The 15,883-nt window shown below is 60.4% G+C and carries 15 protein-coding genes; 6 read left to right on the forward strand and 9 right to left on the reverse strand.

The annotated features are described in order from the left end of the window. Positions 1-155: 155 nt before the first annotated feature. Positions 156-653 (forward strand): hypothetical protein, encoded by a 498-nt coding sequence (locus tag RCF49_RS11025; protein WP_342644065.1) that lies wholly within the window; start codon positions 156-158, stop codon positions 651-653. Positions 654-659: 6 nt separating this feature from the next. Here the strand turns inward: RCF49_RS11025 and RCF49_RS11030 are convergent, their stop codons facing one another. Continuing rightward, positions 660-1,286, reverse strand: a complete 627-nt coding sequence (locus RCF49_RS11030) for a hypothetical protein (protein WP_342644066.1) — start codon at positions 1,284-1,286, stop codon at positions 660-662. A gap of 679 nt (positions 1,287-1,965) precedes the next feature. Between RCF49_RS11030 and RCF49_RS11035 the strand changes: the two genes are divergently transcribed. From RCF49_RS11035 to RCF49_RS11055, 5 genes are read left to right on the forward strand one after another with little or no spacing between them, the layout of a single operon-like run. Beyond that, the gene (locus RCF49_RS11035) at positions 1,966-2,961 is read left to right on the forward strand and encodes a D-2-hydroxyacid dehydrogenase (RefSeq protein ID WP_342644067.1); all 996 of its coding nucleotides are present in this window, start codon (positions 1,966-1,968) and stop codon (positions 2,959-2,961) included. A gap of 11 nt (positions 2,962-2,972) precedes the next feature. Then, positions 2,973-3,713, forward strand: a complete 741-nt coding sequence (locus tag RCF49_RS11040) for an enoyl-CoA hydratase/isomerase family protein (protein WP_342644068.1) — start codon at positions 2,973-2,975, stop codon at positions 3,711-3,713. 60 nt (positions 3,714-3,773) lie between these two features. Continuing rightward, positions 3,774-4,658, forward strand: coding sequence for a 3-keto-5-aminohexanoate cleavage protein (locus tag RCF49_RS11045; protein ID WP_342644069.1), 885 nt, complete (start codon positions 3,774-3,776; stop codon positions 4,656-4,658). A 37-nt stretch (positions 4,659-4,695) separates the two neighbouring features. Beyond that, positions 4,696-5,949, forward strand: a complete 1,254-nt coding sequence (locus tag RCF49_RS11050; protein ID WP_342644070.1) for an NAD(P)/FAD-dependent oxidoreductase — start codon at positions 4,696-4,698, stop codon at positions 5,947-5,949. Beyond that, positions 5,946-7,274, forward strand: a complete 1,329-nt coding sequence (locus RCF49_RS11055) for an aspartate aminotransferase family protein (RefSeq protein ID WP_342644071.1) — start codon at positions 5,946-5,948, stop codon at positions 7,272-7,274. The genes RCF49_RS11050 and RCF49_RS11055 overlap by 4 nt, the downstream gene beginning before the upstream one ends. Here RCF49_RS11055 and RCF49_RS11060 read toward each other — a convergent pair whose 3' ends face one another. From RCF49_RS11060 to RCF49_RS11095, 8 genes are all read right to left on the reverse strand, one after another. Further along, on the reverse strand, positions 7,275-8,363 hold the full coding sequence (locus RCF49_RS11060) for a mandelate racemase/muconate lactonizing enzyme family protein (protein ID WP_342644072.1): 1,089 nt from the start codon (positions 8,361-8,363) through the stop codon (positions 7,275-7,277). 15 nt (positions 8,364-8,378) lie between these two features. Continuing rightward, complete coding sequence (locus RCF49_RS11065; protein ID WP_342644073.1) at positions 8,379-9,119, reverse strand: GntR family transcriptional regulator; 741 nt, start codon at positions 9,117-9,119, stop codon at positions 8,379-8,381. A gap of 7 nt (positions 9,120-9,126) precedes the next feature. Continuing rightward, a complete protein-coding gene (locus tag RCF49_RS11070) occupies positions 9,127-10,227 on the reverse strand; it encodes an ABC transporter ATP-binding protein (protein ID WP_342644074.1) in 1,101 nt (366 codons plus the stop codon). A 19-nt stretch (positions 10,228-10,246) separates the two neighbouring features. Next, on the reverse strand, positions 10,247-11,068 hold the full coding sequence (locus RCF49_RS11075; protein ID WP_342644075.1) for an ABC transporter permease: 822 nt from the start codon (positions 11,066-11,068) through the stop codon (positions 10,247-10,249). After that, a complete protein-coding gene (locus tag RCF49_RS11080; protein WP_342644076.1) occupies positions 11,065-11,925 on the reverse strand; it encodes an ABC transporter permease in 861 nt (286 codons plus the stop codon). The genes RCF49_RS11075 and RCF49_RS11080 overlap by 4 nt, the downstream gene beginning before the upstream one ends. Before the next feature lie 39 nt (positions 11,926-11,964). Beyond that, entirely contained in the window at positions 11,965-13,047 is a 1,083-nt protein-coding gene (locus RCF49_RS11085; RefSeq protein WP_342644077.1) for an ABC transporter substrate-binding protein, read from the reverse strand. Between the two features lie 474 nt (positions 13,048-13,521). Next, positions 13,522-14,727: an MFS transporter gene (locus RCF49_RS11090; protein WP_432807383.1), complete on the reverse strand. Its 1,206-nt coding sequence runs from the start codon at positions 14,725-14,727 to the stop codon at positions 13,522-13,524. Between the two features lie 313 nt (positions 14,728-15,040). Further along, complete coding sequence (locus RCF49_RS11095) at positions 15,041-15,715, reverse strand: TetR/AcrR family transcriptional regulator (protein ID WP_342644079.1); 675 nt, start codon at positions 15,713-15,715, stop codon at positions 15,041-15,043. Between the last annotated feature and the right edge of the window lie 168 nt (positions 15,716-15,883).

Consider the following 15,883-nt stretch of genomic DNA (forward strand, 5'->3'; position numbering starts at 1 on the left):
CAGTCATCAGAACTCCATCAGGACTGCGCCGGCATCTTCGGGGCGATCAACAATCCCTATGCCTTTGGCGCCTTCGCGGTTGGCGCGGTGACGCGCCGTTGGCCTTGCGATCTACTTCCGCAAGGAAATCCGCGAGCAGTTCGGAGGGTGAGCCCATGTTCGCGATTGTCACCTGGCTCTTTGGCTGGCTCGCCAGTGGGCCGCTGGACCGCATTCTCACCTCGATCGATCACAAGGTCGATAATGAGACCGAGCGCGAGCGCATCAAGGAGGTGGTCGCGGAGTACCTGAAGGCCCAGACGGCAATAAGCTCCGGCCGCGGCTGGTGGTTTCCGCTGCTATTTCTCGTGCCGGCGGGTCTGTCGTTCGCCTCGGTGTGCGTCTATTCGATTTTATGGTGCCGGGGGTGCATCTATCCGCAAAACTGGTTGATTGCCGCACTGCCGCCGCCGCTCGATCAGTGGATGGGCGCGATTGTGGCGTCGCTGTTCATTGGCAAGATCGGCGGCGAGCTGGTGGCGCGGTTGAGGCGCCAGTCCCGCCACTCCCAAGGGTGTGCGTCTCCCCAAAGCCCGCGCCGCTCGGCCCCACCCTGTCTCCGTGGGCCGACGCAAGGCCGGCCCTACTTCTGTTCTGCACTCCAGCGATCCTGATTTCGATCAGGATAAGTGAACGGAATCTTGCGGGTGATCGGGATCCCTCATGCTCGCGTCATGTACATCGGAATGGCCAAGAGCGTAGCCAAGACCACCAGCGGCAGCGCCCCCTGCAGCGACCAGACCGACTTTTGCGGCAGTGGACAAACCATCTAACGCAACTTTCGAGGAGGTCAACCCGCTGCTATGGTCGTTCTGAGGCAGATGGACGCCTTCCGGAAGGAGACCGTCGCGGGCAAGCCCCTCGTAAAGCGGCGCTTTGAAGCGCGTGACAAAAGAGGTACCGGCCGCTTTGCTGGCGGAATCCTGTATCGTTTGGCTGCTCGCAACCTTATCCAGCAGCGTGCTATCCCAGCCGTCCTTTGCGGCAACCCGGTTTACAAAGTTTGAAATCAATCCATTGGCGACCCGATCGGCACCTTGAGCCATCTTATGATTAACAAAGGTATGGAAGTCTGGAAAGTTTTGGTGTTCCCCATTTTGCATAGAACGGACAACACCCGGGTAGAATTCGTTCTTATAGTAGTTCGGCACCGTGGAACCGTGGAATGTCACCGCGTCCTTCGTAAAATTTACCGTCTGCCCCAGATCTGAAATGAACGACCTAGCGATGTTAAATTTACCCATCATAAACCCTATTTAAATCTGAATAATGCTCCGATCGTGAATGGCCGATGCCGCTTGATCGTGAGCGATGCAACTATAAGGAGAATTCCCCATCGAGGGTACTTAATCTTTGGTAAGATTTCGGTGTGAATGCGTGGACGCAAGCGTTTGGCCAGCTGGCGGCTTGGTTCCCGTCACCCGACTGCCGGACATGGTGCGCTCGGCCTCCATCTCGGCAATGGGCGGCGCAGCTTGATATTTTCATCATCGAGGCGAGCACCATCGTGTGTTGCTCGCTTGCGCGGGGCCGCATGCCTCGGATGTCGGTGCGCGTGCCTCTTCCATTGCAACAGACCGTGGAAGTCGCTCCGTCCGCGGCTCGTCCGCCGCATAGCCGCCCATCGAAAGGCCTGCAGTCCGCCCCTCTCGCGCAGGCCTGGCCGATGGCCCTGGCGCTGGCACCTGACTGGCAGGCGATGGGCCTACCGGGGTGACGGTCAGGGCTGGAGGCGCCGCCGCTTCGCCGGCAGGGGTTGCAGGCGGCAGCTGCGTAGCATTCGGCAGGTCGCCGGCCGCGGCTCCCGCGGTGCCTTGCGCCGCGGCGGTCGTCAGCCGGTCTTTTCTCCCAGAGACGTTTGACATACCGCGTATACATGGATATCCAAGAGGCAAAAGCCTTCACCTGAAGTCCGAGGGGACGCAAGTGCCACAGCCTCATCGCCCGATCCGCCTCCACGTGCAGGAGAGCCGGAACTCGCTTGATGTCTTCCTCGTCACCGAGCAGCGACTTGCCCCGCATCTCGCGGCGGTGCCGGGCCTGTCCGAACGGCTTTCCGTTACCTACGGCAACGATAGCGCCGCCCTTGAACACGGCCTGTCCGATGCGGAAATCCTTCTGGTGGGAAACTTCGATTCCGAGAACTTGGCCGCTCGCGCCCCCCATCTCAAATGGGTGCAGTCCATCTTTGCCGGGGTGGAGAAGCTTCTGCCCTATATTCCGCCACAGGTTGCGCTCACCAATGCCAGCGGCGTGCATGCCCCCAAAGCTGGCGAATACGCCATTTGTGCATTGCTCATGCTCAACAGCAAGGTGCACAAATTCAATGCGCTTCAGCGCCAGCGGGAATGGGAATGCGTCTTCACGCCGGTCATCGCCGGCAAGACGGTTGCTATCCTGGGTACCGGCAATATTGGCGCTGCCGTCGCTGCCCATGCCAAGCATTTTGGCATGCGTGTCATCGGGGTGAGCCGCAACGGACGCCCACTTGCCGGCTTCGACGAGGTCCACCCGATCGGCAAGCTTCATGACGCGCTCACCGGGGCTGACTTTCTTGTGGTCACCCTGCCGAATACCCGAGAAACCCATAAGATCGTCGATGCAGGAGCCTTGGCTAGGCTCGCACCCGGCGCGGGCTTTGTGAGCATCGGCCGTGGCCAGGTGGTCGATGAGGCCGCGCTCATCGCCGCGCTTGCCTCTGGCCAACTCGGCGGCGCCGTTCTCGATGTTTTCGAAACCGAGCCATTGCCGAAGAGCTCGCCCTTATGGTCGATGGACAATGTGCTGATCAGCGCCCATTGCGCAGTCGATGACCTCGAAGCCTATCTGCCTCGCGCCATTGATATCTTTATCGATAACCTGCAGCGTTATCTTGATGGCAACCCGTTGAGAAATCTTATTGACCGCGACCTCGGCTATTGAGGACAGCGGTAATGTCAGCCGATGATCAGCAGCCGCTCATCGTGAAGCGGCAGGATCGCGTTACAACCCTCACGCTCAACCGCCCTTCGGCCCGCAACGCCCTGAACGCCCGGCTCCTTGCAGCTCTCGAAACCGAGCTCTCAGCCATTGCAGCCGATCGAGACGTCGCAATTCTGGTCCTCCGGGGGGCTGACGGCTTCTTCTGCGCGGGCGGCGATGTGAAAGAGCGCCGCAGCCTTCCCCTGACCGGCGATGCCTCCCTCGAGCAGCGCAGCGCGAGAGAGGGCGTGCTTCTCGCACAGCTGAGCCAGATGCCGCAACTGACCCTCGCCGCCGTTGAGGGCGGAGCCATCGGTGCCGGTCTCGGAATGGTGTGCGCCTGCGATCTGGTGCTGTGCACGGCGGGTGCATTTTTCAGTGCGCCGGAAATCCTCACAGGCAACATGCCGGCTCAGATCGCACCTTACATTCTCGCCCAAGCAGGCCGCCGCGAGGCGCGCCGCCTACTGCTGACGGGGACCAGAATCACCGCCAACGAGGCGCGGGCCATTGGCCTCGTCACCGAGGTGCTTTCGGATGAAGCCGATATGGATCTGACCATTGCACGCAAGCTCGAGCAGCTCGCAGGCATCCACCCTCGTGCGATCGCCCACACCAAGGCTCTGTTGCGTAGGCTCATGCCGATCGAAGCCGATTACCCGCGTATCGCCGCCGAGGCTTATGTCGCATTGGAGCATGCCAAGGTTTCTTGACATACTATGTATACATAGATTAGCAAGTAGGAGGATATCGTTTTCAGTGGGTCATTTCCGATGGCTGCCAACCGCGTCACCCTCACCTGCGCCGTTACCGGTGGTCTAACCCGCAAGGAGATGAACCCCAATCTTCCCGTCACGCCGGAAGAGATTGCCAATGCCTGCCTCGAGGCTGCAGAGGCCGGCGCAGCGATCGTCCACATTCATGTGCGCGACCCACAGACGGGTCTGCAAACCATGGAGCTGGACAAATATCGGGAGGTCGTCTCCCGCATTCGCGCCAAGAACGATGCGGTGATCATCAACCTGACCACCGGTCCGGGCGGCCGCTACGAGCCGGGCGATCCCGACCCGCTGAAACCTGGTCCGAAAACAAATCTGCTGCCGGCCGCACGACGGGTTGAGCACATCGTCGCGCTGAAGCCGGATATCGCCACCCTCGACCTGAACACCATGGTCTTTGGCGGGGAGACCGTGATCAACAGCCTCGGCATGATCCGCAAGATGGCGGCAGCCATTCACGAGAGCGGCGTCACGCCCGAACTCGAGCTCTTCGATTCCGGCGATATTGCCTTGGCCCATGATCTCATGGCCGAGGGCGTGCTCAAGCGCTCCGGCCTGTGCTGCTTGGTTCTGGGCGTGAAATACGGCTTCGCCGCCACGGCCGATACCATGCTCTATGCCAAGCAGCGCCTGCCGGAAGGCTTGCGCTGGACGGGCTTTGGCATCGGCCGCAGCGCCTTCCTGATGCTGGCTCAGTCATTCATCCTCGGCGGCAACATCCGCATCGGCATGGAAGACACGGTTCACATTGCCAAGGGAAAGCTCACATCCGGCAACGCGGAGCTCGTCGAGAAGGCTCGCTGGATCGTGGAGAGCCTGGGCGGCGAGCTGATGTCGCCCGAGGAAGCGCGCCAAGATCTCGGATTGCGACCGGCTTGAGCATGATCGGCGGCAGGATCCGCCCGAGGAGAGAAGAATGGATGCTTCGGCCAAGCGCGATGTGACGGTGATTGGAGCCGGCATCGTCGGGACAGTCTGCGCGAGCTATCTTCTTCGTGAAGGCCACAATGTCACCCTCATCGATGAGCGCGACCCCGGCGAGATGACGTCCTTCGGAAACACGGGCGGCATCAGCCCCGCATCGGTGGTGCCCATTGCTATGCCGGGCATGGTCAAGGACGTCCCCAAATGGCTGCTGGACCCCTATGGCCCGCTTTTTGTGAACTGGAGCTACCTGCCCCACTGTCTGCCCTGGCTGGTGAAATTTCTGCGCGCCGGCTCAAAAACCCGCATCGGTGGCATTTCGCGTGCGCTTGCAGCCTTGAACATGCCGACTTTCGATGCGTATCGCCCGCTGCTCAGGGATGCCGGCCTTGAGCATCTCTTCCACCAAACCGGGCAGCTGTTCATCTATCGGTCGGAGGCCGGCTTTAAAAAGGACCGCTTGTCGATTGAGCTGAAACGCGCAACCGGTGTGCGCGTCGATATTCTGAATGCTGATGACATTCGCCAGCTCGAGCCAAACCTCGCCCGCGACTTCGTCAAGGCGCATTACATCGAGGCCCATGGCCACTGCAAGAATCCCGGCGGGCTAGTGAAGGGCTTGGCTGGCCATTTCGCCCGCAGTGGCGGCTCGCTTGTGCGTGACAAGGTCCTCGGAATAGAGACCGGCAATGATGCGGCCACCACACTCGTGACGGCCAGTGGTAGGCGGAACGCCGATCTTATCGTGCTCGCCGCTGGCATCTGGTCAAAGCCGCTCGTCGAACAGCTCGGCTACCGCGTGCCGCTTGAAACCCAGCGTGGTTATCACGTCACCTTGCCTGATCCGAAAACCGGCCCTCGCCGCATGGTCCTGTCCGTGCAGGACAAGGTGGCGATCACACCCATGGAGATGGGCTTGCGGATCGCGGGCACCGTGGAGCTCGCGGGCATCGATGCACCGCCCAACTATGCGCGCGCGCGCAAGCTGCTGGAAATCGGCCAGACTGTCTTTCCGGGCTTGCAGTCGGACGGCTTCACCGAGTGGATGGGTCATCGTCCGTGTACGCCGGACAGCCTCCCGGTCCTAGGTTTCGGTCCCCGGCAGCGCAACGTGCTCTTTGCCTTCGGCCATGGTCATCAGGGCCTGCTCGGGGCGGCGAAGACCGGACAGGTGATTGCTGAACTGGCCAGCGGGCGCCCTCCTTCCATCGACCTTGCCCCCTATTCCATCGAGCGGTTCGCATGAGCAAGACCAGCCCCACCCCCGCCTCACATCTCAGAAATTCTTCGAGGTCGGCCGATCTCTATGATCGGGCCTGCGCCGTACTTCCCGGCGGCAATACGCGAACGACTGTCTATACGCCGCCGCATCCGATCTATGCATCGCATGGCCAAGGCTGCCGCATCTGGGATGTTGAAGGCGTCGCACGCATCGATTTCCTCAACAACTACACCGCCCTGATCCACGGCCATGCCCATCCCGCGATTACCGCGGCCGCCACCCAGCAGATCGCCCGAGGCGCCTGCTTCAGCATGCCGACGGAATCGGAAATCGCGCTCGCCGAGCTGCTCTGCAACAGGGTCGCCAGCATCGAGCAGATCCGCTTCACCAATTCGGGCAGCGAAGCTGTGATGATGGCCATCAAAGCCGCGCGCGCCTTCACGGGGCGTTTCAAGATTGCCAAGGCGGAAGGTGCCTATCACGGCTCTTATGATCATATGGAGGTGAGCGAAGATGCGGGTCCTGGTGCCTGGGGCGAGCCGGAGCCGCTGAGCCTGCCCTATTCGAAGGGTACTGCGCCCAGCATTCTCGACGAGGTGGTCGTTTTCCCGCTGAATGACCTCGCGCTCACCGAGACTATTATCCGTCGGCACGCAGCAGAGCTTGCGGCGATCATCATTGATCCGCTTGCCCCCCGCATCGGCCTGATCCCTGCGAGACAAGACTGGTTATCCCTGGTGCGCGGCCTATGCGATGAGCTCGCCATCGTGCTGATCAGTGACGAGATCATTTCGTTCCGCACGGCCTATGGCGGCGCACAGCAAAGCTTCGGCTTTCGCGCGGATCTGACCACCCTCGGCAAAATCATCGGCGGCGGCTTTCCCGTGGGCGCCCTCGGCGGGCGTTCCGACATCATGGCCGTGTTTGATCCAACCCAGGGAAAGCCGGCCGTTCCCCATGGAGGCACTTTCAACGCAAACCCTGTCACCATGGTGGCGGGTCGGGTCGCGATGGATCTCATGACTGAGCGGGCCTATGAGCGATTGGAGCGTTTGGGTGACAGGCTCGCCGAGGGCATCGAGGCGGTCTTTCGCGAAAGCGGCATAGACGGCCAAGTCACCGGTCGCGGCTCGATCCGGCGCATCCATCTCACCACCCGCAAGCTGCACGACTACCGATCGGCCTATCCCGGCCCCAAGGAAAAGGCCCGCATGGCCAAAATTTATGACGGGCTTCTCTCGCGTGGCGTGCTCATGGCGCCCGGCGGCATGATTGCCTTATCCACCGCGATGAGCGATGCCGAGATCAACCATTTCATCAATGCGTTGCGCGAGGTTGTTTCAGGCTGATCAGCCTTTGGCGCGGAGATGAGCGATATAGTCCTGATTGAAGGTGAAACCCCAGCCGGGCCGCTCGGGTACGAGCGCCTCGCCGTCCGCAAACTCCAAACGCTCCTCATAAAGGTCGGAGAACCAGGGCATATATTCCAGGAAGGATACATTCGCGAGGGCCGCGAGCAGCTGAATGCTGGTTTCCGGAAACAGGTGGCTCGAGACGGGCACGTCGAAGGCTTCCGCAAGATGGCCGACCTTCATGAATTCGCTTACCCCGCCCACACGCTGCAGATCGGGCATCAGGATGTCGGCGGAGCGCAGCTCGAGCATGCGGCGAAAGGCATAGCGTGTGTAATCGGTCTCACCGCTCGCGACCGGCGTTGAGATGGCAGCCTTGACGCGCGCCAGCCCTTCGAGATCCCACGCCGGCAACGGCTCCTCGAACCAAGTGATGTCGAATTCCTCCAGCATGCGCCCTCGCCGGATGGCTTCGTTCTCAGTCAAGCTTTGATTGGCATCGGTAAGCAGCTTGATTGATGGGCCGATCACCCGGCGCACAAGCGCAACGCGCTCCCGATCGGCCCCGGCAGTAGGCGCACCGAGCCGCAGCTTGATCGCCTTGAAGCCCTCCTCGACCATGCGCCCTGCTTCCTCCTCGAGCTCGCTCAGCGAGGCAGATAGCCAAAGGCCGCCCGAATGGTAAGCCGGTACGTGGGTGCGCACGCCGCCCAGCATTCGGAAAAGCGGCAGCCCAGCCGCCTTCGCATTCAAATCCCACAGGGCGCCATCAAGCGCCGAGAGTCCGACGACGGATACCCCTTTGTGGCCGATGAAGTTCACCCCCCGCCAGGCCTCGGCCCAGAACCTCCCCGTGAACGCTGGATCAGTGTCGATCAGCAGCGGCTTCAGGCTGTCGATCATCTCGACGAACACGCGCGTCCGTATATCGTTGAGCGTGAACACAAGGTTTTCACCGACCAATCCTTGATCGGTTCTCACGGTCACCAAAACGCAGCCAAAACAGGTGATCTTGCCCAAGGCGAATCCCACGGGCTTTGCCAGAGGCACGACCACAGGCTGGGTCTCGATATCGGTGATCTTCATGGGCAGGCCCTAAGGTCAGATCGGCAGGTCGAGCTTGTAGGCGAGACGGTCGAAGGGCGAGATGGACACCCCATAAATCGAGAAGTCGCCCGATTTGACGACCGGATTATAGAAGTGACGGATGGTAGGATAACCGACGGACACCCCTAGTAGCGCCGACAGCTGCGGCGATGCCGGGGCCGCATCGAAATACAGATGATTGTCCGAGAGCTTCAGATTGCGCTTTCTCAACACCCTGTACATCAGGTCATTGGAGAGATCATCGATGAAATCCTGATCGATCGGCATGGTGACGAAAGTATGCTCGAGCGCCATGGCCTCACCATCGATCATGATCAGCCGGTTGATGCAGAGATGTTTCGCATTGGCCACATTGAACTGCGCGAATGCCGGATCCTGGGGGTCACGCAGCTCGACCGAAAGCGTTTTCGTGGTGGCCGTCTTGCCGATATGCAGCGCCTCCTCGAAGGCGCCGTAGTGCTGATCGCGCACGCGGTTGAGATGCCGCACGAAGCGACGCGTTGAATTGACGAAGGTGCCAAGCCCCGGCACGGTGCGCAGCAGGCCGGCATTCTGGAGATCCGTCAGGGCCCGGCGCACGGTAATGCCGCTGACCCGGAGCTCTGAGGCGAGCGCCAACACGGAAGGCAGCGGTTCATCGGGCTTGTAAACGCCGGCCTTTATGCGCTCTTCAATCGTGGCGCGAGCGATCTCGTATAGAGGGCGCCCACCGCCCAAGCGTGATCTCGCAATCATGCCTTCATCAATTCCCTACTGTTCTGGCCTTGGACTCACCGGCCACTACAATACAATCGGCGGAGTCGAAGGCCAGAACGACCGGCGCGCCATGTTGCGGAACGGGCTGACCCAGATTCTTTTCAACAACTGCAATCCGTTTGCCGCCCCTTGTTTCTGCCAGAATGGCGAGGTCGGGCCCGAGATAGGTCGCCTCGATGACAATCGCCTCGATCTGGTTTTCCCCGGGAGAAAGCTTGCCATCGTAAATGGCACGAATCCGCTCCGGACGCACGCAGACATCATGCGTAGAACCCTGCGGAATGTCAGACGGAGCGAGCGTCAAGACGAGGCCTTCCTTCGTATCGAAACGGGCGCCATTCCCATCGCCCCCGCTGATCTTTCCCTCGAACCAGTTCGACCGGCCGACGAACTCGGCGACGAATCGGTTAGCGGGACGTGCATAGATGTCAGCGGGGCTTGCCACCTGCTCAACTCTGCCTCGGTTCATGACGATGACCGTGCTGCCGAGGCTCATCGCCTCTTCCTGATCATGCGTCACCACGATCACGGCGGCCCCGACTTTACCAAGCACCTCCTTGAGCTCGACCCGCAGCTCCTGCCGCAGTTTCGCATCCAGCGCGGATAGCGGCTCATCGAGCAGAACCACATCCGGATTGACAGCGATCGCCCTTGCGAGCGCAACACGCTGCTGCTGGCCGCCGCTCAGCTGGTTTGGCCGCCGCTTTTCGTAACCCGAGAGCTGGATAATCTTCAGAAGCGACGCCACACGGTCCGCCAGCTCCCGCGCGGGATAGCCGCGACGCTTGAGTCCATAGGCGATGTTTTGCTCCACCGTCATGTGCGGGAACAGCGCATATTCCTGAAAGACGATGCCCACATTGCGCTCATAGGGCCGGGTGCCGCTCACATCCCGTCCTGAGATCAGGATCTGTCCCGAGCTCGGCGTCTCGAATCCGGCGATCATCCGCAGGATCGTCGTCTTGCCGCAACCGCTCGGCCCCAAGAGCGAGACGATCTGCCCCCGTGCCACGCTGAAGCTGCAATCGGTCACCGCCCGCACCGGGCCGAAGCTCTTCGAGATATTGACGAGCCGGACCGCGTCCATTCCAGTTACTTCCACAGTCTCAGCCTCTGTAGATTCCTTGGCCGATCACACGTTCGAGGCCAATGAGGCGGTCGAGCAGAACGATCAGGGCGATTGTGATGAGGATCAGCACCACGGCGGCCGCCGCAATGGTCAGATCGAAATTGGCGCGCATCATGCTCAGCATGGCCACCGGCAATGTATAGGCGTTCGGATCAGACAGGAACATGCTCAGCGAGGCATCATCCATGGAGAAGGCCAGCGCAAAGACAGCGCCAGCGGCAATGCCGGTTCGCGCGAGCGGCAGGGTGACATCCCAAAAGGCTTGCCTCTCATTCGCACCAAGGCTTTGCGCCACCTCCACATAAGCGCGCGGAATGCCGCTGAGGCTCACCAGCGTCGTCCGGAACGTATAGGGGATGGCCACGATCAGGTGGCCGGCAAGCAGCCGCCAGAAGCCGTCATGCACACCAATGCGCGAGAGGAACAGCAGAAGAGCAAAGCCGATGACGACCGCCGGCACGATCAGCGGCGCGAGAAACAGGTTAACCAGCAGCTTCTTGCCAGGAAAGCTCGTGCGGTCCACCATCACGGCCATTGAGACGCCGACAAGCACGGCAAGGCCGGTCGCCAGCAGCGAGACCGTAATGCTTATGGCGAGACCTTTGAGATAATATTGGCTCGAGAAGAAATCTTCATACCAGTGCAGCGAGAACTCCTTGGGCGGAAATGGACCCAGGAAGGTTCGCGCGTCGAATGACATGGTGATCGCCACCAGCAACGGCACGATGAGGAACGCAAAAGCGATCAGAATGAGAAGGCCCGCGAGCAGGCTCCCGGCGCCATCGAGCATACTCTTCATGACCGTGCCTCCCGACGACGGCCGGCAACAGATGAAAGGCAGTAGACGATCAGCAAGGTCGCGATGAGCAGTGCGATTGCTATGGCTGCACCACCCGGGAAATTGGTGACCTCGCCGAACCTGCTGTAGATCAGGTTCGAGACAAACAGCACACGTCCCTTTCCCAGCACCATGGGAATGATGAACGCGCTGATGCAGAGGCTATAGGAGATCAGAAAGGCTGACAGCGCCGCAGTTGTGCTCAGCGGCAGCGTGACCATCAGATGGGAGTGCCAGCGGGCTGATCCGAGGGACTGCGCAGCTTCCAGGAGGCGCGGATTAATATTCTGGAGCGCGCTCACCAGCGTGAGCGCGGTGATCGGCAAGGTCAGATGCACCAGCCCCATGATCACCAGAGCCTCCGTCATGCCTTGTCCGTTGGGATTGACGCCGAGCCATAGAGAGATCGGCCGCAGGAATCCGACGGGGCCGAAGGTCAGGGCAATCGAATAGACCCGGGCCAGGACGCTCAGAAACATCATGCTCACAAAGAAGGTGATGTAGAAGCGTCGGCGCGCGCTCCGCGTCTCCGTCGCGATGAGATAGGCAATGGGATAGGCGAACACGAGCGATATCAGCGAGGCTATCAGCCCGATACGGAACGTATCGTAAAAGTAGAGCGCATAGGCGGGCGAGAAGATCTCGCGATAATTGTCGAATGTTAGCCCATGTTCCGCAGCACCAATGCGCCCGGCCACATGCGGCAACAGACTTTCCCAGCCAACCATCATCAGCGGTATGATCAAGAGCGCCGTGAGACACACGATGCCCGGAATGGCCAGAAGAAGCGGCCGGCTGGATTGACGTTGCCGAGACATTCAGCGCGCAACCTTGCTCGTCCTCACGTAAGCCTTTGCTTATCGCAGCAATGGCACGATCTCAGTTTCCCAGCGCTTCATCCAGTTATTCAGTTGGCCTGACACATAGGCCCAATCGGCGTGATAGACGAATTTCTTGTCTTCCTCTTCGGTAAACCGCAGGAAGCTCAGCCTTTCTGGAACCTCGGCCAAGGTATTGCTGGGCAGCGTACCGATGGCTTCGTTATATAGCGCGTTATTCTCCGGTGAGAGCATGAAGTTGATGAGCTCGCAGGCGCCCTTCTTGTTCCGCCCCTTCAACACCACAAAACCAGTGGTGAAGATGACCGTCTTGAAACCCTTGTCACCTTCGACACGCCCCAAGGTTTTGACGGGAAAGTTCTTTCCGATCGCACCATTCACGACGGCTGAACCGAAGTCGATCGAAGTCTCTCCGGTCGTCATCGATGTGATGATGTCATTATCCGAGTGAGCGACGCGGCCGATATTGCCGCTTTTGGCGAGTTCCTTCAGAAACTCCCAGCCGGGTTCCAGGTTTTTCTCGTCTCCTCCACGGGCAAGAGCCAGGGTGACCACCGCAAAATTGGTGCTCAGCAGCGGATCGGGAAAGACGATCTGTCCCTTGAGCTGCGGGTCCAGAAGATCTTCGATCTTCGTCAGCTTGATCGGGCAGATATCTTCGCGATAGGCCCAGAGATTGGCGTTGATGCTTGTGGGAATGGTCATGAACTGACCCTTGTCGTCCTTGAAAATCAGGGACTCGGGCACGTTCTTCAGGTTGGGGACGTCCTCCAGTGAGATCGGCTCCAGCCAGCCTTCCTGCATCATCGACAGGAAAACGGGATCCCAGGCCGCGACAGCATCATATTTGACGTTTGGCCAAGCAGCTTTGATCTTACCCAATATCGCAGCAGCGCCACCGGAATGGAGCTCCCAGGTGACATTTGCCTTGTCCTGCTTGGCTACGATCGCCTCGGATACTTTGATATAATTGCCGCCCCATTGAACAAAGACGAGGTCTTCTTTGGCCGCGGCGGAATGAGGAATGAAGCTCGCCGAAGCAGCAAGGCCCGCTGCCGCGGTGCCGGCAAGGAAATGGCGCCTGGTGAGATTGTCGCGCATTGTGTTCTCCCTCCTTACTGGCAGCCTGACCTTATGCTGGGTCTACATCGTTACTGCCGTGTAGACATATTCTCCCATGTATACGTGGAAGTCAATGATGGCTCCTGTGTCCGCTTGGCTTCTTGTCGCGTAAAGAGCTGAACGCAGCCCGCTTCTCAGCAGGCCCCGTCCCTCACCTGGACTGCACGGTTGTATCAGAAGCGTTGCTGTTCGGTAGCATCCGGACGCCGCCTATTGTTCGAGGGCGGATCGTCACGATTGAGGTGAGCGGATGCGCTCACCTTGGCCGAGGGAACTGAGATTGGTCCTATAGGCCCCTTCGCGCGTACCGACGGGCCGTCGCGGGCGCGTGACACTGATCCAGTCCGCCCCGCCGCAGTGGCCGACACTGATCTACAGCGCCCAGCCGGCTAAAGCCCGTCCCTCACCGCTTTATGCGCCCTGTCGAACAGAACCCTTGCGGACATTGCGGTGTCAGACACTGTGTGGATTACGCGGGAGGAAGAACGTCATGAGCCCGACGGCCGGCAACCAGGCACATACCCAGAAGACATTGATGATGCCGATCCAGTCGGCCAGCGCGCCGAGGGCTGCAGCGCAGATGCCCCCAAGACCGAATGATAAGCCGTAGAACAGCCCGCCGACCAGCCCGACACGATGTGGCACCAGGTCGATCGCATAGATCAGGATCGAGGCAAAGGCGCTCGAGATGATCAGGCTGACGATGACACTGAGCACGCCGGTCCAGAACAGATCCGCATAGGGCAGCATCAGCGCGAATGGCAACGTCCCGAGGATCGACAGCCATATCACGCGATCGCGGCCGATCCGGTCGCCAAGCATGCCGCCGGCGATCACACCCACAGCGCCGACCACGAGATAGACGAACAGCATGATCTGCGAGAGCTGCACCGTCACCCCGAAGCGCTCGATGAGATAGAATGTGTAATAGGAAGTGAAGCTCGCCGTATAGGCATTCTTCGAGAGCAGCAGCACCATCAGAATTGCCATGGCAAAGACGATACGTCTGCGTGGCAGCAAATTGCTGTGTACTTTCTCCTGCGTTCCCTTGCCCTCCGCCACCTGGCGGCGCCGGAACGCCACATAGCGCGAAGCTGTCCAGAACATGAGCACCATGGCGAGCAGGACGATGCCCGAGAACCATGCCAAGCTTGATTGTCCGCGCGGCACCACGACTATGGCGGCCAGCAGCGGCCCGATCGCATAACCGGCATGGCCGCCGACCTGGAATACGCCCTGCGCGAGCCCTTGCCGCCCGGCCGCAGCGTGGCGGGCCATTCGCGTTGCCTCCGGATGGAAGACAGCCGACCCGACGCCGACCAACGCCGCCGCGATCAGCACCACGCCGTAGCTATGCGCGAAAGCGAGGAGGAGCAGCCCGCTCAGGGTCGCGGCCATGCCCAGGACCATCGCGTAGGGCCATGGACGGCGGTCAGTCAGATAACCAAGGACGGGCTGCAGCAGCGACGACGTGACCTGGAACGCCAGCGTGATCAGGCCGATCTGCACAAAATCCAGCCGATAGCTCTCCTTGATCAGCGGGTACAGCGCTGGGATCATCGATTGGACGAGATCGTTTAGCAAATGCGCCCCACTCAGCGCGGCCAGAACTGACATCAGCGGGCGTCCGCGGGAAGTGGCTATCGAAACGGAGGTCATGACAGATCGCTTGGGTTGCGGATGCCGTCCGGCAGGAGATTGACCACCCCACATAGCGCAGTCGCCGCGTCTCGGAAAGGCCAACCGCGATTAAGGAGAAGACTGGGCTCGTCTCGCAAGCTGATACGCGGACTTGGCCCGGCGCCTCTTGGACCTCCCCTCGAGCGATGAACACGGGGCGCATGAAGCAGCGCGCCTGGCGCGCCAGCACGGGATGCGGTAAGGCCTCAGCGGAGATCGATCAGACGAGCGCAGGGCTTGAGCGAGCAAAAAGCATTCATGATGGAATGTTGTTGCCGAGAATAGTGACCACCTATTTCCCTCTGAGCTTCGTGACCAGCATGTCGATCAGCAGCTCGACTGAGCTGGTCAGCGTTGCCGGCGGGTCCCCCTCGAGCTTGCGCAATGCGACGCCGCGGAGCACATCGAGCATCAAGCGCCGGAGCAGCACGAGATCCTCGGTCGGCAATGGCGAATCACTGAAGATGCGGATCCAGCTTCGGTCGCGCACCTCGCTGATATCGCGCATCTCGCGGCTCATGCTGTCATGCAGATCTTGGTTGAACCTCTCATAAAGCCTGATTTCGAGGGCCGCCACATAAGCGTTGCTGCCGATAACGTCCCAGTAGTTGCTGACCATGGCACGTACCCGGTCTTCGAGGGACATCACAGAAAGCGTGCCGGGTGCGAGTTTCTCTTTCATGGCTTCGGCCAGGCGCAATCGGGCCGCGCAGAACAAGGCTTCGCGGGATTCGAAATGATACTGCAACGCTCCCCGTGACACGCCCGCCAGCCTCGCAACCCGGAGCGTCGAGAACCCGGCATAACCGAGATCGCTCAGCACCTGGATTGCCGCATTCACGAGCCTTTCGCGCGTCTCCATGCTGCGATCCTGCTTGAGGACGCGGATACTGGCGCTTTCGGTCTCGGGCTGCAGGTGGCGTGACCGGGGGCGTGTCAGCCGGGTATCCTCGATATCGCTGGCCATTCCTAAACTTCACGCTTCCTGAGCAGGGTCACGACATGAGCCCGGCGGTACGCGAGCTGTGCGGTCCATTATAGCGGCGCCGTTGACAAGAGGAAACATTCATGAGTGAATAATTCTTGCGCGCCAGCGCCCCTTTCACAAGACATGCTGCTCCGGGAGGTCCTCGAA

The organism is Rhodoligotrophos sp. CJ14 (assembly GCF_038811545.1).
In the GTDB taxonomy this organism is placed as follows: domain Bacteria; phylum Pseudomonadota; class Alphaproteobacteria; order Rhizobiales; family Im1; genus Rhodoligotrophos; species Rhodoligotrophos ferricapiens.

Coding starts and splice junctions, on each gene's coding strand:
- RCF49_RS11025 (WP_342644065.1), top strand. CDS start 156: ATGTTCGCGATTGTCACCTGGCTCTTTGGCTGGCTCGCCAGTGGGCCG.
- RCF49_RS11030 (WP_342644066.1), bottom strand. CDS start 1,286: ATGATGGGTAAATTTAACATCGCTAGGTCGTTCATTTCAGATCTGGGG.
- RCF49_RS11040 (WP_342644068.1), top strand. CDS start 2,973: ATGTCAGCCGATGATCAGCAGCCGCTCATCGTGAAGCGGCAGGATCGC.
- RCF49_RS11045 (WP_342644069.1), top strand. CDS start 3,774: ATGGCTGCCAACCGCGTCACCCTCACCTGCGCCGTTACCGGTGGTCTA.
- RCF49_RS11050 (WP_342644070.1), top strand. CDS start 4,696: ATGGATGCTTCGGCCAAGCGCGATGTGACGGTGATTGGAGCCGGCATC.
- RCF49_RS11055 (WP_342644071.1), top strand. CDS start 5,946: ATGAGCAAGACCAGCCCCACCCCCGCCTCACATCTCAGAAATTCTTCG.
- RCF49_RS11060 (WP_342644072.1), bottom strand. CDS start 8,363: ATGAAGATCACCGATATCGAGACCCAGCCTGTGGTCGTGCCTCTGGCA.
- RCF49_RS11065 (WP_342644073.1), bottom strand. CDS start 9,119: ATGATTGCGAGATCACGCTTGGGCGGTGGGCGCCCTCTATACGAGATC.
- RCF49_RS11070 (WP_342644074.1), bottom strand. CDS start 10,227: ATGGACGCGGTCCGGCTCGTCAATATCTCGAAGAGCTTCGGCCCGGTG.
- RCF49_RS11075 (WP_342644075.1), bottom strand. CDS start 11,068: ATGAAGAGTATGCTCGATGGCGCCGGGAGCCTGCTCGCGGGCCTTCTC.
- RCF49_RS11080 (WP_342644076.1), bottom strand. CDS start 11,925: ATGTCTCGGCAACGTCAATCCAGCCGGCCGCTTCTTCTGGCCATTCCG.
- RCF49_RS11085 (WP_342644077.1), bottom strand. CDS start 13,047: ATGCGCGACAATCTCACCAGGCGCCATTTCCTTGCCGGCACCGCGGCA.
- RCF49_RS11090 (WP_432807383.1), bottom strand. CDS start 14,727: ATGACCTCCGTTTCGATAGCCACTTCCCGCGGACGCCCGCTGATGTCA.
- RCF49_RS11095 (WP_342644079.1), bottom strand. CDS start 15,715: ATGGCCAGCGATATCGAGGATACCCGGCTGACACGCCCCCGGTCACGC.